This is a genomic window from Flexivirga caeni (genome assembly GCF_003724155.1).
In the GTDB taxonomy this organism is placed as follows: Bacteria; Actinomycetota; Actinomycetes; order Actinomycetales; family Dermatophilaceae; genus Flexivirga; species Flexivirga caeni.
The window spans coordinates 317,891-334,684 of the sequence record NZ_RJJQ01000002.1 but is presented as its reverse complement, the minus strand read 5'-3'; the positions used below and the strand labels follow the sequence as shown (position 1 = coordinate 334,684).

14 protein-coding genes and 1 tRNA gene are annotated in these 16,794 nt (G+C 66.9%); 6 read left to right on the top strand and 9 right to left on the bottom strand.

Annotated elements, in window-relative coordinates:
- Positions 1-31: 31 nt before the first annotated feature.
- Complete coding sequence (locus tag EFY87_RS03975) at positions 32-1,555, bottom strand: ATP-dependent DNA ligase (RefSeq protein ID WP_123270145.1); 1,524 nt, start codon at positions 1,553-1,555, stop codon at positions 32-34.
- Between the two features lie 116 nt (positions 1,556-1,671).
- On the opposite strand from EFY87_RS03975, the gene EFY87_RS03970 reads away from it, so the two are divergent.
- Positions 1,672-2,256, top strand: coding sequence for a TerD family protein (locus tag EFY87_RS03970; protein ID WP_123270144.1), 585 nt, complete (start codon positions 1,672-1,674; stop codon positions 2,254-2,256).
- Between the two features lie 114 nt (positions 2,257-2,370).
- Positions 2,371-2,453: transfer RNA gene (locus tag EFY87_RS03965), tRNA-Leu, on the top strand.
- Here EFY87_RS03965 and EFY87_RS03960 read toward each other — a convergent pair.
- Positions 2,418-4,121 carry a recombinase family protein gene (locus EFY87_RS03960; protein WP_123270143.1) on the bottom strand — a complete coding sequence of 568 codons (1,704 nt, stop codon included), beginning with the start codon at positions 4,119-4,121 and terminating at the stop codon, positions 2,418-2,420. The genes EFY87_RS03965 and EFY87_RS03960 overlap by 36 nt on opposite strands.
- A gap of 927 nt (positions 4,122-5,048) precedes the next feature.
- Here EFY87_RS03960 and EFY87_RS03955 point away from each other — a divergent pair.
- A complete protein-coding gene (locus EFY87_RS03955; RefSeq protein WP_123270142.1) occupies positions 5,049-6,074 on the top strand; it encodes a DUF4192 domain-containing protein in 1,026 nt (341 codons plus the stop codon).
- Positions 6,075-6,378: 304 nt separating this feature from the next.
- Here EFY87_RS03955 and EFY87_RS03950 read toward each other — a convergent pair whose 3' ends face one another.
- From EFY87_RS03950 to EFY87_RS03945, 3 genes are all read right to left on the bottom strand, one after another.
- Entirely contained in the window at positions 6,379-7,596 is a 1,218-nt protein-coding gene (locus tag EFY87_RS03950) for an ATP-binding protein (protein ID WP_158607499.1), read from the bottom strand.
- A gap of 70 nt (positions 7,597-7,666) precedes the next feature.
- Complete coding sequence (locus tag EFY87_RS20215; RefSeq protein WP_158607498.1) at positions 7,667-9,091, bottom strand: hypothetical protein; 1,425 nt, start codon at positions 9,089-9,091, stop codon at positions 7,667-7,669.
- Complete coding sequence (locus tag EFY87_RS03945) at positions 9,088-9,435, bottom strand: hypothetical protein (RefSeq protein WP_148043246.1); 348 nt, start codon at positions 9,433-9,435, stop codon at positions 9,088-9,090. The genes EFY87_RS20215 and EFY87_RS03945 overlap by 4 nt, the downstream gene beginning before the upstream one ends.
- Positions 9,436-9,646: 211 nt before the next feature.
- On the opposite strand from EFY87_RS03945, the gene EFY87_RS03940 reads away from it, so the two are divergent.
- On the top strand, positions 9,647-10,513 hold the full coding sequence (locus EFY87_RS03940; protein ID WP_148043245.1) for a hypothetical protein: 867 nt from the start codon (positions 9,647-9,649) through the stop codon (positions 10,511-10,513).
- A gap of 89 nt (positions 10,514-10,602) precedes the next feature.
- On the opposite strand, the gene EFY87_RS19980 is transcribed toward EFY87_RS03940, so the two are convergent.
- The 4 genes from EFY87_RS19980 to EFY87_RS03925 are packed head-to-tail and all read right to left on the bottom strand — an operon-like array spanning position 10,603 to position 13,995.
- Positions 10,603-10,782: a hypothetical protein gene (locus EFY87_RS19980; RefSeq protein WP_148043244.1), complete on the bottom strand. Its 180-nt coding sequence runs from the start codon at positions 10,780-10,782 to the stop codon at positions 10,603-10,605.
- Between the two features lie 18 nt (positions 10,783-10,800).
- Complete coding sequence (locus tag EFY87_RS03935; RefSeq protein ID WP_123270138.1) at positions 10,801-11,445, bottom strand: hypothetical protein; 645 nt, start codon at positions 11,443-11,445, stop codon at positions 10,801-10,803.
- Between the two features lie 16 nt (positions 11,446-11,461).
- A complete protein-coding gene (locus EFY87_RS03930) occupies positions 11,462-13,075 on the bottom strand; it encodes a hypothetical protein (protein WP_123270137.1) in 1,614 nt (537 codons plus the stop codon).
- Complete coding sequence (locus EFY87_RS03925; protein ID WP_123270136.1) at positions 13,072-13,995, bottom strand: hypothetical protein; 924 nt, start codon at positions 13,993-13,995, stop codon at positions 13,072-13,074. Before EFY87_RS03925 ends, EFY87_RS03930 begins: the two co-directional genes overlap by 4 nt.
- A 446-nt stretch (positions 13,996-14,441) precedes the next feature.
- Here EFY87_RS03925 and EFY87_RS03920 point away from each other — a divergent pair, with 446 nt between their 5' ends.
- Positions 14,442-15,536 (top strand): tyrosine-type recombinase/integrase, encoded by a 1,095-nt coding sequence (locus EFY87_RS03920; protein WP_245988380.1) that lies wholly within the window; start codon positions 14,442-14,444, stop codon positions 15,534-15,536.
- Positions 15,536-15,886: a helix-turn-helix domain-containing protein gene (locus EFY87_RS03915; RefSeq protein ID WP_123270135.1), complete on the top strand. Its 351-nt coding sequence runs from the start codon at positions 15,536-15,538 to the stop codon at positions 15,884-15,886. The genes EFY87_RS03920 and EFY87_RS03915 overlap by 1 nt, the downstream gene beginning before the upstream one ends.
- Positions 15,887-16,794 lie beyond the last annotated feature (908 nt).

Here is a 16,794-nt window from a genome sequence, read left to right as displayed (position 1 = left end):
CCGACCAGCCTGCCACGAGTGGCGTCGTCGATCAGCCCCCGGCCAGCGTCCGCACCGTGTCGATGGTGTCGGCTTCTTCGGCAGACTTGTCGTCGCGGTAGCGGATCACCCGCGCGAAGCGCAGCGCGAGACCGCCTGGATAGCGCGAGGAACGCTGCAGCCCGTCAAAGGCGATCTCGACGACCTGCTCGGGCCGGACGTGCACCACCCAGTCACCCTGATCGGTCGCCAGCTCGGTGAAACGCGCGGTCTGCCAGCGCAGCATTTCGTCCGTCATACCCTTGAAAGTTTTTCCGAGCATTGTGAATCCACCGGTTGCGGGGTCGCGGGCGCCCAGGTGGATGTTGGAGAGGAAACCTTGACGTCGCCCGCTCCCCCACTCGACAGCGAGTACGACCAGATCGAGCGTGTGGCGCGGTTTGACCTTGATCCAGCCCGCGCCCCGGCGGCCGGCGGCGTATGGCGCGTCGAGGTCCTTGACGACGACGCCTTCGTGGGCGGCCGCAACACGATCATCGAAGAACCGCTGGGCGCCTGCGACTGACTCGATCGCGGACGCATCGATCCTCCACTCCGGCGGCAGGAGGTCGGCGAGGGCTCGTTGCCGCTCACGCAGCGGGGCATCGATCAGGTCGCACCCGTTCAGGTGCAGCAGGTCGAAGAACTTCGGTGTCACCGGGGTTTCGGCGCGCAAGCGCTCCGGGTCAGCGCTGCTCGCGGTGCGCGCACCGGTGACCTGGAAGGGCAGCGGGCGTCCCTCGGGGGTCAGCGCGATTGCTTCGCCGTCGAGCACGAGCCGGTCGGCGGGCATTGCCTGCACGATCTCCACCACCTCCGGCAGCCGGTCGGTGATCTCCTCCAGGCTGCGGGTGAACAGCCGCACGTCGTCGCCGTCCTTGTGCGCCTGAATGCGGATGCCGTCCAGCTTGGTCTCGATCTGTTGCTCGCGCGCGGGGTCGACGGCGTCGCCGACCGCAGGGCTGCTGTCCGCGAGCATGGGCCGCACCGGCCGGCCGACGACCAGTCCGATCGCGGCGACCGCATCGACGCCGCCGTCCATGGCGGCAGCCGCGACGGGTGCCGCGAAGCCGGCGAGCATCACCGCCCGCCGTACCGCCGCTTCGGGCACACCGCTCGCTGCGGCGATCGCGGTCAGCATCACGCCGTCGCCGGCGCCCTGTCGCAGCTCGCCCTGGATCAGGCCTCCGACGAAACGCTGCTCGTCGGAAGTGAGCCGCGCAAACAATCCGGCCAGCAGCCCGGCACGGCGTCCAGTGGCGCCGGAGCCATGCACGGCCGCGATCTCGGACAGGGCGGAGTCGAGCTCGGTGACGGTGACCTGCGGCGCGGCGGCGGCTGGTGCGACCGTCCGCAGACCTCGCCAGCCGACGCCGATCCGGCGTTGCGGCAACACCCCGGCGAGGTATGCCGCAACCAGCGGCACTTCGTGCGTGGTCGCGGCCTGGAGCAGGTGCACGACGGCGTCTCGCTTGGCCAGGCGCGAGCGGGTGGCGCGGATCGCCGCGGACGTGACGACGACTTCGTGCAACAGCATGGGAGCAGTCTGCCGCGGGGGTGCGACATACGGTGCCGGTCCGAGCCAGGCGACGGAACCTGCGTCGACGCGCTAGCGTCAAGGTCTGCACACCCGAACCACACGGAGGAAGACAGATGCCGGTCAATCTGAGCAAGGGCGCGAACATTTCGCTGGAGAAGGCAGCGCCGGGTATGTCGACCGCGATGGTCGGCCTGGGCTGGAACCCGCGCACGACCGACGGAGCGCAGTTCGACCTGGACGCTTCCGCGCTTTTGCTGGCTGACACCGGGAAGGTGCGCACGCAGGCCGATTTCGTCTTCTACAACAACCTGACCGGCGACAACGGCGCCGTCCAGCACCTCGGCGACAACCGCACCGGCGAGGGCGAAGGTGACGACGAGCAGATCAAGATCTCGCTCGGTCAGGTCTCCCCCGACGTGCAGCGCATCGCGTTCGTCGCATCGATCGATCAGGCCGATGCTCGCGGCCAGAACTTCGGCCAGGTGTCGGACGCCTACATCCGGGTCTTCGATGCCGACGACCCGACGAACTCCGAAAAGGGCGCCCGCTTCGACCTCGGCGAGGACGCCGCCACCGAGTCCGCGCTCGTGTTCGGCGAGCTCTACCGCAACAGCGGCGAGTGGAAGTTCCGCGCGGTCGGCCAGGGCTACTCCAGCGGTCTGGCCGGCGTGATCCGCGACTTCGGCCTGGACGTCTGAGCGGCCGGGTGACGCTCCCCGGTGGTGCGTGGGACGATTGAGGGAAACCTGTCGGTGCGTGCTAGTGTTTCCGCTCGTTGGCCGGGCGGCTCCGACCGGTTGACGCACCCATTTGTCCGGGTGGCGGAATGGCAGACGCGCTAGCTTGAGGTGCTAGTCCCTTAACGGGGGTGGGGGTTCAAGTCCCCCTCCGGACACGCATTATCCCGACCAGTGCCTTGGTCGGAGCTCTGGCCCTGTGCACTGCGCAGGGCCAGAGATGCTTCTACACATCGCTCTTCCGGGTGGTAGGTGAGCATGATGTCCAGGGACCGGTACAGACGCCCCTTCTCTTCGGCGGTAGCCAGTGTCAACACTGTTGCGACGCCTCCGAGAGCGGTAGCCATCGACGCGATGTCCTGATCCGTTGGACCTTCCCGAAGCATCCCGGCCAACTTGTTCTTCAGTGCTTTGCGCTCGCGACTGCGCGTACTGATCATCGCCGAAAGCTCCGCCACCTCGTCAGCGGCCTCTGCAGTGGCTACGAGCGAGCTGATCTTCTTGTCCAGGACCTTGATCTGTGCTCGCAGATCTGCGGCACGTCCCCCGTGATCGGACTCAGGTCGGACCACCTTCGAGAGCGCCTCGGGGGTTGCCAACGAAGTGATCCACGTGTCCAACCCCTTGACCATGACGTTCTCGTCGACATACAGAGACTTAGGGTGGCCTCCATAAGCTCCTTCTGGCAGTGAGCGCCGACGCCTCAGATCACAGCGGTACAACGTCCGGCGACTTCCATCCTTGCGCACGCGCGAGTGCACAGCGCCCTGCATTCGATGGCCGCAGATCCCGCACAACAGGATGCCGCGCAGTGGGTAGTCGTACTTGGCGACCCTGGGCCGGCGACCAAGGCCGCCGGGCACTTCGAGCCGTTCGTGGACCTCGTCCATCAGATCCTTGCCGATGATCGCTGGGTGGGTCTGCCTACTAGCACGGACCCACTGCGCCGGATCGTTCCAACGCATTCGAGTCACGTTGCCCGCCGCGACGTCGTCAGGGTCGATGAGCGACTCCTGTTTCCGCTGCTTACCCCACACGCGGTATCCGCTGTAGTTCGGATTCGCCAAGATCGCACGCACCGCTGAGTGTGACCATCCTGTCGGATCGCGATGGGGATTGCGGACCCGGTCGTAGGCTGACGGACTTGGCACCTCATCTCTGGTCAATGCGTCTGCGATGGTCCGCAGCGACTGTCCAGAAGCAAAGGCAGAGAATATTCGCTGCACAATGGGGGCCGTATCCGGGTTGACGTCGAGTTGGTGTAGTCGCTTGCCGTCGGCCGCCTTCGAAGGATTGGGATGCGGGCCAGCATCGACAAGGCGGTACCCGTACGGCGGTCTGCCTCCCATGTGCCGATCGCCCTTCAGCGCAAGATCCATCATCGATGCCTTCGTCCGAAGTTGGACCCGAGTACGTTCCCCCTTCGACATGCCGCCGAACAGGGTCATCACCATGTCGTGCGCTTCGGATCCTGGGTCGATCCGGCCGCCGACCTCCGGCACCCACAACTCGACTCCATAATGGGTCAGGACCGGGAAGGTCAGCCCGAACTGGTTGCCGTAGAACGCCCGTTGTGGCTCGCCGATAACGACGGCATCGAACTGGCGGCCAGGTCTCTTGATGTCCTCGAGCAGCGCTGCCGCGCGCGGACGCCTCTTCCACGGGATTGAGCGGGACTGGCCGATATCGAAGTATTCGGTGACGATGACACCGCCGACCTGTTCAATGGTCTGTCGTGCCCGCCGCAGTTGCCAGCCGCGAGACGCCTCAGGGTCCTGGTTGTCCTCCGTGCTGACTCGCCCGAGGAACGCGAACGACCTACTCATGCCGCGCCGTGGGCGTGTTGAGCGTGGAGCCGGTGGATGATCCGAGCCAGCTCCGCCAGTGTTTCGTCAGGCAGTTCATAGTCCGACGGTAGCGAATCCAGTCTCAGCGTGAGCTGGTCATTGCCACGAGGTGTGGTGCAGGAAGGAGATCGGTGCGTGCCACGGCGCGGGATATCCACGTGCGCCATTTCCTGATGCTGCAGGCACCCGTCTCGTGCGGACCCCGGCGCCCGGTTATTGCTTGGCATAGTCAACGCCAGCCGTGCAGCGATAACGGTCGCCGCGACCTTCCATCAGCCGACGAAGTCGCCGTCGTCTCCCGGGAGGCCAGGATCCGAACGACCACCTTCGAGTTGCGCCTGTATGTACGCACCGCCGCCCGGGCAGTTCGCTGCCCTACGTATCCATCGAGTCGTTGGGCTGCGAGGAGCGTCTCCCGAACGCCATCTGACGAGGGTCTTGGAGTCATGGTGCGTCACCTTCTGCCGGTTCCAGAACGACCACGGCGCCAGCGCTGGCACGCCACGGGGATGGCCCCCGGACCGGTGCAAGGCGTACTTGCGAGTGCCGCTGTTACGTATCACCAAGGGCGGAAAGGCTGCGCTGGCGCTTACACGACAGCAGGCAAAGGGACCTGCCTTCCGTCGTCCGGTCCGTCCACGTCCTCGAGGCGTCGCGCTTGTTGGTCCTCTTGCGGGCCCCCGGCGCGGTCCGTCCGTCCACGTCGTCGTCTATCGGACAGCACAACGAGGCGTCCAGAGCACGGGCGCAGCGCTTCCGTGTAGTCGGAGCGGGCAGAGCTGATGTTGCCTTCTAGTGGTTTTTCGTCGATTCGCGCCGCGCTGAGCGTGCACATATCGATGGCGGCTTCGGGCTATGGGTGCAGCAAACGCACCTTCCGAGAGTCCCGCATGAGAGAAGCGTGTGATGAGTGAGAAGGAAGTCCTGATCAACCATGGTCGGTTGGTGGCGTTGATGCCTCACCTGCTCGGTGCTCGCCCCGAGAACTCCCTCGTTGTGATCCCGTTGGAAGGGGCCGGAAGACGGTCTCCGGCGATGGTCGTCCAGATTCCCGAGCAACACTTGTGGGAGAGCGAGGCACGTCGGTTCGAGCCATACGGCGGCGTTGGGGTCGCGATCGTCGCGTTCGCCGATCATGCGCAGGCTGAAGCGTCATCTGCGGCGATGGCCCAGCTTCTTCAGGACAATGGCGCAGAGGTGTGGTCACGTGTTGCCACCGACGGTGACAACTGGGTTCAGCTCGACAGCGGTGATGTTGGGACCGTCTCCCAGGCCGATCGGGATCGTGTGGCAGTCGAGTTCATCCGAAACGGTCACGCCCAGCCATACGACTCCATGGAGCAACTGCGCGCATCGTTCCAGCCAGTGGTCTGTGCCGATCTGTCGGCCTCCATGAACGCTGCTGCGCAGCACGCGGTGGCGGCGGCGCAAGACATGCGGTCGTTACGACGGGAGCAGCGGTGGATGAGCCACGCCATCGTGCACTTCGTTGCCACGGGGCAGATGCCGGACATCGAAGCAACGGCACGGCTTCTGTGTGACGTCCAGGTCATCCCGCTGCGTGATCACGCATTCACGGAGATCACGCGCGATACTGCGGCGCCGAATGCCGCGCTGTGGAAAGAGATCATGCGAAGAAGCCCCGAGGACGCCCGCGCTCCGGCCGCATCGCTGGCGGCGTTCAGCATGTGGTTGGGCGGTGACGGTATGCAGGCCCGGCTCGCGATCGAACAGGTTCCGGGGCGCTACGAATTGGCCAACCTCATCGGTCTAGCGGTGTCGGCGGGGGTCGATCCGGCGGGATGGTCGACGCCGGATCCGGAGAGCAAGGTATATGGGAGGCGAGCGGATCTCGACGCTCCGAAGTCGACTCGTCGCCGGCCGACCCCGCCTCCGGCGACCGGCGGCGATCACCGTCGTCCAGAGCGTTGACGTGAACACGACTGCTGCTGAGTAGCAATCCGGGCAATCCGGGCGATCTGACGCGACGTCAGTGTTCACCGCAACACCACGCATGCGGGGCTCAGTGTTGCGTCGCGGCCACGACGCCTGCTGGATGCCACACCCATGCGGCTCCGGGCGCGACTGAACGGCAGCGGACCGGTGACTGGCGTATTCGTGGACGCAACAGACACCTGCGATCACCGGGCGGGCGCAGGCGAGTCAACCATCAGGCGTCCGTGAGCGTGGTGCGTCGCAGACGCAGGCTGAGTGTGATCGGCTGAGTGACTGTGATCTACGAGTCCTCGTTCGGTTCCTCCTTCAGTCGCTCCGCAGCAGTTGAGAATCCGAAGTGCTGCCGTGCGAACGCGGCAAATCCGTCGACGGTGAACTGCAGGTAGCCGCGGCCGGCTTCCTCGATCACGCCGGCGTTGAGTAGCGCTTGGCGGGTGCTGCTGATTGAGGTCGTCGCCTGGCCGAGCTCGTGGGCGATCGCGTTGCGGTGTATCGGGCCGTCGCCGAGTGCTGACATCACGCGGACGAAGTCGCGCTCGGACGGCACCCGGATCCGGCTCAGCCGTGAGTCGTATAGCTCTTGCAGGTCGTCGTCCGTGTGTTGGATCGCGTCTCGCACGTGATCGCGGGTGATTCGGGCACCGGGGTCGGGCAGAGCGGCGGCCTCCCACGCGTAGGATCCGAGCAGCTGCACGGCGTGCGGGTAGCCCTTGGTGTAGTCGACGGCCAGTTGCACGGCGTCGTGGTCCCACTCGACGCCCAGTTCACGCGCCGGACCGGCCAAGGCGATCATCGCCGCGTCCGCGGACAGGCCCCCCAGGGTTTTGAATGCGAAACGTTCGGACGGGCTCACTGCATCGTTGATGACCTGCTTGCTACTCGGCAGCCCGGCCGCGAACACCGCGGCCGGCAGATCCGGGCGCTCTCGTTGGAAGTCCTGCCACCCGTAGCCGAGCAGCTTCAAGCTGAGCAGATCCGCGTCCTGGATTTCGTCGACGAACAGCACCAGGCCCTTCTTGCCATGCTCGACGGCAACCGCGTGGGTCGCGACGAGCAGGTCCTCGAATTCCCGCGTTCCGGCTGGCGGCCCGGCGTCGGGTAGGTCGTCGGGCTTCCAGCTGGCCTTTACGGACGCCACCCCGGGAACACCGACCTGCAGGCCGACGTCGAGGCCTCTGAGTCGTTCGGTGAGGTCGCGTCGACCTGACCACTCCCCTGTCGCACGGTCAATCTCACGAGCGATCGAGGTCGCCAGCCCGCTCGCTTCGCCGGCGGTCACCCAGATCGTGAGGATGTCTCGCCGTGTCGCCATCAGGCTGGCTTCGTGCAACAGTGAGGTCTTGCCGACCCCACGTGGCCCCTGGTCGACGCGGATGCGCCCGACGAGCCGCTGCAGGTCGCTGAGGTAGGCCAGCCGCTCTTCGATCTGGCCCAAGGGCACCGAGCGACCGGGCACGGAGCGCGCGACCTCACCCGGGGTGTAGGGACTGGGTTGCATCGGGTCCTCCCAGATAATTTCCGATAAAACGTTACTTTTATCTGACTTTATCGAGTTGCCGGTTGGTGTTCTAGAGGGTGGGACCACGCTGTGGACCCACCGGCTGCACCCACGGCGTCGGTGCCTTGTCTCGGGTAGGGGTCGCGGACGCCGTTGCCATGGTGACCGTCTGCCGGATGCCGGATGCTGCGGCCATCGTGCGCCGGGTGTCGTCAGTGACGGCCTCGGCCAGGTCGTCCAACGCTGCCCTGACCGCTCGTGACAGCGGAACACGTCGGCCATGGGCGATGTCACCGGCGTCGACCCAGGAGGCAACCGGCGCCGGCACACCGTTCGTGGTCGCGGTTTCGAGGAACTCGTGCTGCCAGTCGGCGATGCCGCGGGCGGACCCGCTCATCCGTTTGTCGTTGAACGCGTCGCGTGTCATCACCGCGGCCTCGACGGCAGCCGCGATCCCTTGGTGCAAGGTCGCCACGGTGTCGTCGAGGTCGACACGCGAGGCGATCGTCGACGGGCTTGCCCATGCTGTCTTGTCGTATCCGACTTCGGTGATGGCCGCGCGCAGTTCTCCGGCCGCGCGCACGAGCGTGGCGTCCGGCCGATCTCGACGGTCGGCTAACTGCTCGCATCGTCGTGCGATCAGGCTCCAGGACGTGTGCGTCGACTCGAGCGCGGGTCTGAGCTGCTGCTGGAAACTTCCGGTCTCCAGATGCTGGGATTGGACGGCCGCATCCAGGAGGTGCGCTGTCGCTGCGCTCAGGAATGCTTGGGTGCGTGCCACCAGGTGCAGGTGGGTGGCTGTCGGTGCGGCGGCGATCGCACGGTGGGCCTGCACGTCCCATGCCGCCATCGCCTGGTGCAGCCGGCCGGCACCGACCGCGTGTCGGTGCTCGCCGCGCATGACCTGCGCGAACCGCGTCCCGACGTGGGCACCGGCGAGCTGCTCAAAAGCCACCAGCTGGGCAGCCGCATCGCGTCCTCGAGTGATGGCTCGGTTGATCAGGCTCGGTTTGCTCCCGAAACGGTCCTCGGTGTCCTGAATGTGCTGCTGCACCGCAACACCGACGCCGTGGGCGGCGACGTAGAGGGTGTGCATGACGCGCATCTTCACCGCGTCGACGTCGGCGCGCACCGCCGGCGGCCACGTATCGCGTGCGTGGTCTCGGCCGTCCACGAGTTCCGTTGCCCTCACGAAGTTTTCGGCGATTCCAAGGAGTCGCTGATCGAGTTCACCCGAGCCTGGCCAGTCGCGCGCCAGTTGGTGTCGGTGCATACCGCGCGCCATCGTCTCCAGGCGTTGCATCGTGGCGCCGTCCGCCGGGCTGGCGGACAACTGCGGCAGGCCGGCCCACAGCTCGCCCGCCGACTGCACCACTTCGCCCCACGTGCGCAGCAGGGCTGGTGCGTCGTCGCCAACGACGTCCAGCAACAGGGTGCGGGCCTGAAAGTCGGCGTCCAGGAGAAGTTCGCCGACGCTGCGCTCGTCCCGGTTCACTGCGTGAGCTCTCGGCGCAGGTCGGTCAGTGCGACGATGAGCTCGGAGATCCCAGGCAAGGATCCGTCGACGGGCAGATCGAGTGCCAGACCGTCGGCCGCGCAGACCAGCTGGCCGATGTCCTCCTGCGGCGGGACCGGTTCGACGGGGTCGACGTCGACCGGGACGAACTCGCTCGCCCGTGCGGCCACGACGAAGATGCCGAGCGCCACCCCGTGCCAGGACGAGTTGGGGCCTTCGCGGTCGGCACGCTTCCACGCTTGCTGAGCCGCCTCGCGCAGCAACCGCGCAATCGCCGTGATCGTTTCGTCGGTGTCCAGGTGCAGGACCTCAGGGGTTCGCATGTGGTGCTCCTCGTCGTCGGTGGTTGCCTCATCCAGCCAGATCTGCGGTTGTCTCAGCTGCCACCGTCGGCAGGCCTGTGGATAACTCCGCCGCGGTGTCTGTGAGGTGCGTGAGACTGGCTTCACCCTCAAGAGGCGCGACGAGGGCTGTTGGCGATCACCGATCGTGAACGTTGAAGGAAATGCACCACTCGAGGTGGAGGAGAACGTGATGAGCGTGCGAGGAACTGCCGTGCGTGCCGTGCCGGCGCTGGCCGCGCTGACAACCAGCACGGTCCTGGTCGTGATCGTCGGTGCCGTCCTGCCCGGTCTGATCGCGTTGCCGATATTCGCCGCCGGTGTCGTTGTCGTGGTCGTCCTGCTCTGCGGGCGGGCCGAGGCGACCGCTGCGCTGGTGCTGGCCGGTGCGCGGCAGCCGCACGGCTACGAGGTTGCCTCGCTGAAGCCGGTGTTCGCGGTCCTGCGCGAACACGGTGTCGCCGGCGACGTCGACGTGCGAGTCAGCGATGCAGGTGGCGTCTATGCGGCACGGTTCGGCCGGCACACGCTGATCGTCTCGGCCAGGATGGTGCGCGCCGCACGCACCGGCGGTTTCTCCGACGAGCATGCTGCGGCGATCCTCACGCATGCGCTCGGCCTGGGAGTTCGACGTTTCGAGGCTGCCATGGGGTTCTGGACGCTGCCGTGGGTGGCGGTCCGGGCGATCTGCCGCGCGGCCGCGGAGGCGTTGTCGGTGCTCCCGTTGGTGTCGCTGGCCTGGCGGCTGCGGTTCGTCACCGCCGCCGCGGCCGCGGTGCAGGGAATCGCCGAGGGACACTCGCTCTTCGGGCTGCTGACCGCCGGAATCGTCGCGATCACCTACCTGGTGCCGTGGTGCGAACGCCGCGAGCAGTTGCTCGTGCAACGCCACGGCGACCGGTTCGTGCTCGAGCACGAGTTCGGTGCCAGCCTCGCCGAGGTGCTGCGGCCGAACGCCCGTGACCCCAAGGCCTTGCAGCGGGTGCACGATCTGCAGGCAGGCGGCCGGCCGCCGAAGGTGCGGGAGTTGACCCTGGTCCCCACCGGGACTGCGAACTGAAACGGGCGCTGGGCCGGAAACGCCCGGGAGCTGGGCAGGCCCTCGGGGCTGCCCAGCTCTCTGCGTGTTTCGGCTGGTTTCGGATCGTCCTACCGCGGCCGTCCGTAGTATGCCGCGGTCTCGTCGTACGCCCACGGATGTTGCTCGGCCACGGCCGCGCGCTGTGCCGCGCGAGCTTCCTCCAGCTCGGCGTTGCGGCGGTCTCGCTCCTCCGCTTCCACCGCGAGGACCTCGTCACGGCAGCTGCCGTCGGGGCAATCACTACGCATGGTTCCTTCTCCTATCTCCTATGAGTGCGACAACAACTCGGTGACCGGCTTCAGCGCCTGGGCCCTGCCGGTTGTGTGGCAGCTGTGGTGGGCACGGCCATCTGCTGCCGGGGTCTGTGCGCGTGCCAGCGGCTGCGCCGGGCCTACCTGGGTGTCTGGGCTGTGGCGGGCGGCTGCTTGGTCGACCACCCGGGCGGCCGTTGATACGTGTGGTATCGCCAGACTGAGCTCGTCACGGGCTTTCACGAGCTGGCTGCTGACTCTGCGCGGATCCGCGGCCGGGTTGTTGGCGGCGAACAGGTGTGTCGTTCCGGCCTCGAGGCTGGGGGTGGCCTTGCCCGCAGCGACCATCGCCTCCACGACACTGGCCAGGGTGCCGACGACCCAGTCATGATTCTCGTCGGCCAAGTGCGGCGCCTTCGTCAACGCGATAACGCCGGCATACGCATGGTTGACGTGCTCGCTGCCACGCTGCAGCGCGTCATACGCCTCAGCCGCGGCGTCCCGGTGGGCGGCAACCATGCCGGGTAGCGGCGTGCCTTCCAGGGCTCGACGCTGCGCCCCCGCGGTCGCCGATTGGGTGTCGTAGTCGGCGATGCCGAGGAAGTGCTGCGCCTGCGCCAGCGATGCCTCGACTTGGTCGACCAGCTCTCGGGTGTCCATGGCAAATCACCAGCCGTCAGAACGGGGGTGGCTGTGGACCGGAGCGACCAGGGGCCGGAGGCGGTGCGTCCGGTCGGCGACCGGGGCGCCGACCGGAGATCGCCCTTGCTTCTGCGAGGTCGCTCGGGAAGTGCCGGGCTGCGTCCTGGAGATCACCCTGACTCGTCGGCCCGCTCCCCCAGCGCAACGACTCCCTGGCCTGTTGCCCCCGCTGCTGGTCGAACGTCGCCACTGCGGCGTCAACGTCTCCGCGTGCTTCGTAGGCGATCTGCCCTCGCTGCAGCTGATGGGCTGCCGCCAACACGGTCTGGCGCGCGGTTTCCTGATCGACTTGAAGCGTGTCGGCGACCTGCGCCGGGTTCGCGTCAAGCACTCTCCTGCCCGCCAAGTGCAGGTCCGCGTGCACCTGGTGGTCGGCGTCGACCCTGACCAACACATCGCCGTGTCCCGTAGCAGCCCCGGTCACGACCACGTCCGAGTTCTCCAGGGCCCCGCCGTATGACGGCTCCATCACCACCAGGCGCCCGTCTGCGACGGCGTCCATCGCCTCCGGGTTGAACGTGGCGGCCGCGACGTCCTGCGCGTCGATCTTCGCCTGTTCCGCGGCGGCAGCGTCGACGGACACCCCCTGCCCGGCGCCGGACGTGTGGTACAGGTCTTGATGATCCGGCCCCGGCTCGGGAGCTACGGGGTCGACCGGTTTCTCCACCGTGCTCGGCGCACCGAGGTCGTGCCGTAGTTCGGCGACTCGCTCGGCCAGCCACTCCTTGTTGCCCGGCACAGCGAGCGGGTCGACGTATTCCTCGCGGAGCCCGTCTTCGTCGTTGACGATCTCGTGGCCGGGCAGGAGGCCCTCGTAGGCGGCAACCAGCCGTTCGAAGCCCGGATCGTTCGCGGCGGCCGAGACATTCCCTCCGTGCAGCACAAGCAGCCTGGCCGCCTGCGGCTCGGGAACCGATGGGTCGAGCAGACTGCCCGAACCCCTCGCGGCAGCGAAGGCCCGCTCGTCGGCCGCGTCGTATTGGGTGATCACGTTCAGGGCGCACCGCAGCCTCTCGTTGTCCGCGGTCCGGTCGGTGCCCTCGACGCCCATCTTCAGCGCCTCCGTCGGGTTCATTCGCAACGTGTCTCGGTACGACGGCGCTGCGTCGATGTTCTGCTCGGCCATGTTCGTCTCCCGTTGCTTGGGTCGGTTGGGTGACAGTGCTCCGTCGAGTTCGGCTCGTGCCCGCAGCAGCGCCGTGCCTGCCCGCTGGAGCAACGGAGCGAGGTCCGCCGCCGGCATGCCGAGCCGGTCGGCGGCCCCGTGAAGGTCGGTTCGGACCGCCCACGGTTCGTGCAGTCCGAGTTCGTGGTGCGTCCTACCGACAAGCTCGATCCAGTGGCGGCCGTCCTGCGCACAGACGTTGATGAAACCGGACGGCCCCTGAATGGTCATTTCATCCCGTTGCCCTCGGATGGGGCCGAAGGACACGTCACCGTCGCCGATGTGTACCCCGTGCGGTAGGCCGTCGAGCAGGGGTGGTCCGGGGATCTCCCCTGGCAGCGGCAGGTCGAACCATTCGCCGCTGCGGAGTGAGTTCGCGACCAAGGCCGCGGCGGCCGCGCGCGTGGTTTGCGTGATGGTCATCGCGCGATCCCGTGCTGCTGGTCAAGTGTTGGCGTGGGGGTGATGGATTTGCGTTCCGCGTCCCGGCCGGCAGAGTCGCTCCGACGGGTGGCGCCCCGTGCTTCCATGAGGTCCCAGTGCGCCGCGGATGGCGTTATCCCCCAACGGCTTTCGATGCCGAACTCCATGCGGTCGCGCAGCACGGTTCGGTCGCTGACGCCGGTATGCAGACTGATCTCGTGGTCCGACGCCCCGATCGACGCCATCGCTCGAACGACTTCCAGCCGCTCGGCCTTTGTCAGGTTGGTGTCTGGTAGTTGACGCGTGATCGCCCGTTGTACCGCCACGATGTCGACGACGTTCGATTCGCCGGCGGGCACCTGGTGGTGAGGCTTTTCCGCAGGGTCGTCGATGTCGGCTTCGTCCCAGGCTAGTGGCGGGGCAAGGCCGCGGCTCTCGGCCCGCTGGCGGGTCAGCGGGGAGTCTCCTGGGGTCATGCTGAGCTTGTCGTAGGCGTCGCGGACTTGCTGCCATCGGCCGGCCGTGATCAGCTCCCCCGGGCTGTAGAGCAGCATGCTGGTGTCTCGTGCGCCGGCGGCCGCGATGGCGGCGTGGTTGTGGCCGAGTGCCAGGAGCGCCTCGACCCGCCGGACTGCCCCGACACGAGGGACCATGCCCTCCGCCTGGGAGTAGATGTCGGCAAACTTGAGCCGGTCGACCCGCTCGGCCGTGGATCGCTGGACGCGTGAGTTGCGGCCGGCGACGATGTTGCTGATTCCGGTGTCGCTGATCCCGGTTGCGCGGCTGAGGGTTCTCAACGGCACGCTGGCATCGATGAAGCTCTGCAGCTTTTCCCGGGTGGGTTCGGCGTCGACGTAGCGCTTGATGCCTCGTGCGCGGTCGCGCTGCCAACCGACCTCCCATTGCTTGTTGTATGTCATCGCTACCTCCGGACGGCCAGCTGCGGCTGGCCCTATTGACCGGAAGGAGCCTGAGGCGTGTTCACGCTCACGAAATGCGGCACGACTTCGCAGGGAGGGCACTGGTAGTAAATTTGTTCGATGTCGCGAAGGAGGCCGGATTCCCATGGGGCAGTCACGTCGGGAACGGACCTGGCCGGAGCCGACAACGACCCGGCACGCATGGTCCGCGACGGCAGCCACCCTCACGACGTCCCCCGCCAGGTCCTCATCATCTGCTGGAGCAAAGACACCGAATTGCAACTGGTGGGCATTCGCAGCATTATGCGGAACTCGCACTGCGGCAACGCTGTTCGTAGGCGCCTCGAGCCTATCTGGGTTAGTCGGTATCGAGAACGGCCCAAGGGCAAGCCTTGTGGAGACATTGCATCTGATGTAAGAATCCTCCTTCTGAGGAGGTGCGGGTGGTGGGTGAGGATCGGGCTGTTGCGCTGGTCGTGTTCGATTCGTCGGTGGTGCATCTGCGGCCGGAGGATGCAGTGTTCGAAGGCATGCTGACCGGGTGGCGGGCGCAGGGACAGTCGCGCGGTTTGGCGGCGCTGTCGCTGAAGAACCGCGGTGATCTGGTGCGGCGGTTCATGTCGTTCACCGGCGAGTACCCGTGGGCGTGGACCGCGGAGGACTTGGAGTCGTGGTCCTCGGACCTGCGGGATCGTGGCCGCGCATTGACGACGATCCGGGGGTATCAGGCAGCGTTGCGGAAATATTGCGAGTACGTGACCGATCCGGCGTACGGGTGGGGCGAGCTGTGCTGGGAACGGTTCGGCACGCATCCGGTCCAGATCTGTCACGAGTGGAACACGGTCGCGCATGTTGCGGAGGTCGAGGCATCGCCGGCGGTTCGCCCGTTGACCCGGGACGAGATTGAGCAGCTGTTTGATTACGCGGACGAACGTGTCGCTGCTGCGTGTCAGTCGGGTCGTAAGGGCTGGTTGGCGGCGTGGCGGGACTCCGCGATGTTCAAGATCGCGTACGCCTACGGGCTGCGACGTCGGGAGCTGGCCCGGTTGGAAACCGTTGACTTCTACCGGAATCCGAAGGCACCCGAGTTCGACCGCTGCGGGGTCTGCCATGTGCGGTGGGGCAAAGCGGTCCGGGGTGGCCATCCCCGTCGGCGGTCGGTGCTGACGACTATGCCGTGGGCGCCGCAGGTGTTACAGGAATGGCTAGAGATCCGTGCCGAGTACGGCGACGTGGCGGGGCGGTGGATGTGGCCGACCGAGCGTGGCGCGGTGGTGAGTCCGGCGCACGCAGGTCGCCGGTTCGCCGAATACCGTGACGCCGCAGGGTTGCCCAGCGAGTTGCACTTGCATTGCTTGCGGCATTCGTATGTGACGCATTTGCTGGAGGACGGGTTCGACCCGTTCTTCGTGCAGCAGCAGGTCGGGCACCGGTGGGGCGGGTCGACTGCGTTGTATTCCGGGGTGAGCAGCGACTTCAAGAACAAGGCGCTGCGCGCCTCGCTGGACCAGCTTGCCGGCGGCTCCATGGAGGGATTCTGATGACTACGGACGTGACGATCGCCTGGAAGCTACGGGAGGTGATGGCCTCTCGCGGCATGTTCGCGACCACGGACTTGGTGCCGTTGCTGGAGGCGCGCGGGGTGCATTTGTCGGCGACCCAGGTGTATCGGTTGGTCACCCAGGTGCCGGAGCGGTTGAACATGCGCGTGCTGGCCGCTGCGTGTGACGCGTTGGACTGCACCCCGGCGGATTTGGTGCAGGTGGTGCGGGCCGCGCAGGAGAAGCCGAAGCGTCACGCCGCTGGCGGGGTATCGCCGGTGGCACGCGCCACCCCGGACGGGCGGACCCGTAAGCCGGCTCGGGTGAGCGTGCGGCGCACCGACCAGTAGTGGGCGCCCGATCCCGTGGTGTGCCGCGCCCTGCGCTGCCGCCCATACCCGGTGACGCTACCGCGGTCCGAGAGCAATGCATCCGCCTGATCGTCGCCGTCGTTGTCACGACCGTTCCCGCCAGCGACGAAGCCGTGGTCCTGGCCGTCGTCGCTCGCGCCTGCCATCCGAAAGGACCGGCGCGGCAGATCGCAGCGGATTTGTTTGACGAGCCGTCTCTGCTGACGAGTGGCTCGTCGCGCAGTGTGCGTGCCACGCAGCAGCTAACGGATGCGTTGGTCGATGCCGGTGTCCCGGGTGTGGTGCGCCCACGCTGCGGATCGTGCGGCAATTCGTCGCGACGGTTCAAGACCCGGCTGCCGTCCGGGCAGATGACATGCGAGGACTGCTGGAAGAAGAGCAAACAGGAGCCCTGTGCATGCTGTGAGCAACCTGGGTTCATCAGCTTCCGGGGCGTGTCCGGGCAAGCATCTGCGGGACGTGCCGGGCTCGCCCGGCTTGCCGGAACTGGTGCGACGACCAAGAGCGGATGGCCGCCCAGGCGGGGCCAATCCGGCCCCGGGTACGTAACCCGCACGGCGACGGTGACTCAACCTGTCGGATGTGCCGGCGGGTCCGTCACCCGCTGACCCTCGTGGACAACATGCACTTCCTGTGCGATACCTGCACCCGCACGTATCGGTCGCTGGCCTGGCCGACGCGCCCGCACCGTCATTCCCGATTCCGTCGCAGTCAGGCAGTCGTCTTACACGAGGCAACCTTCTGCGACGTATGCGACCAGTGGAAGACCACCGGCGGGCTCACCACTGACGGTGCCGTGTTGTGTGGCAGCTGCTGGCGGAACCGCAACTATCAACCCTGCGCGGATTGCGGGATCAAGCGCCCGCCGGGCGGACACGACGAGAAGG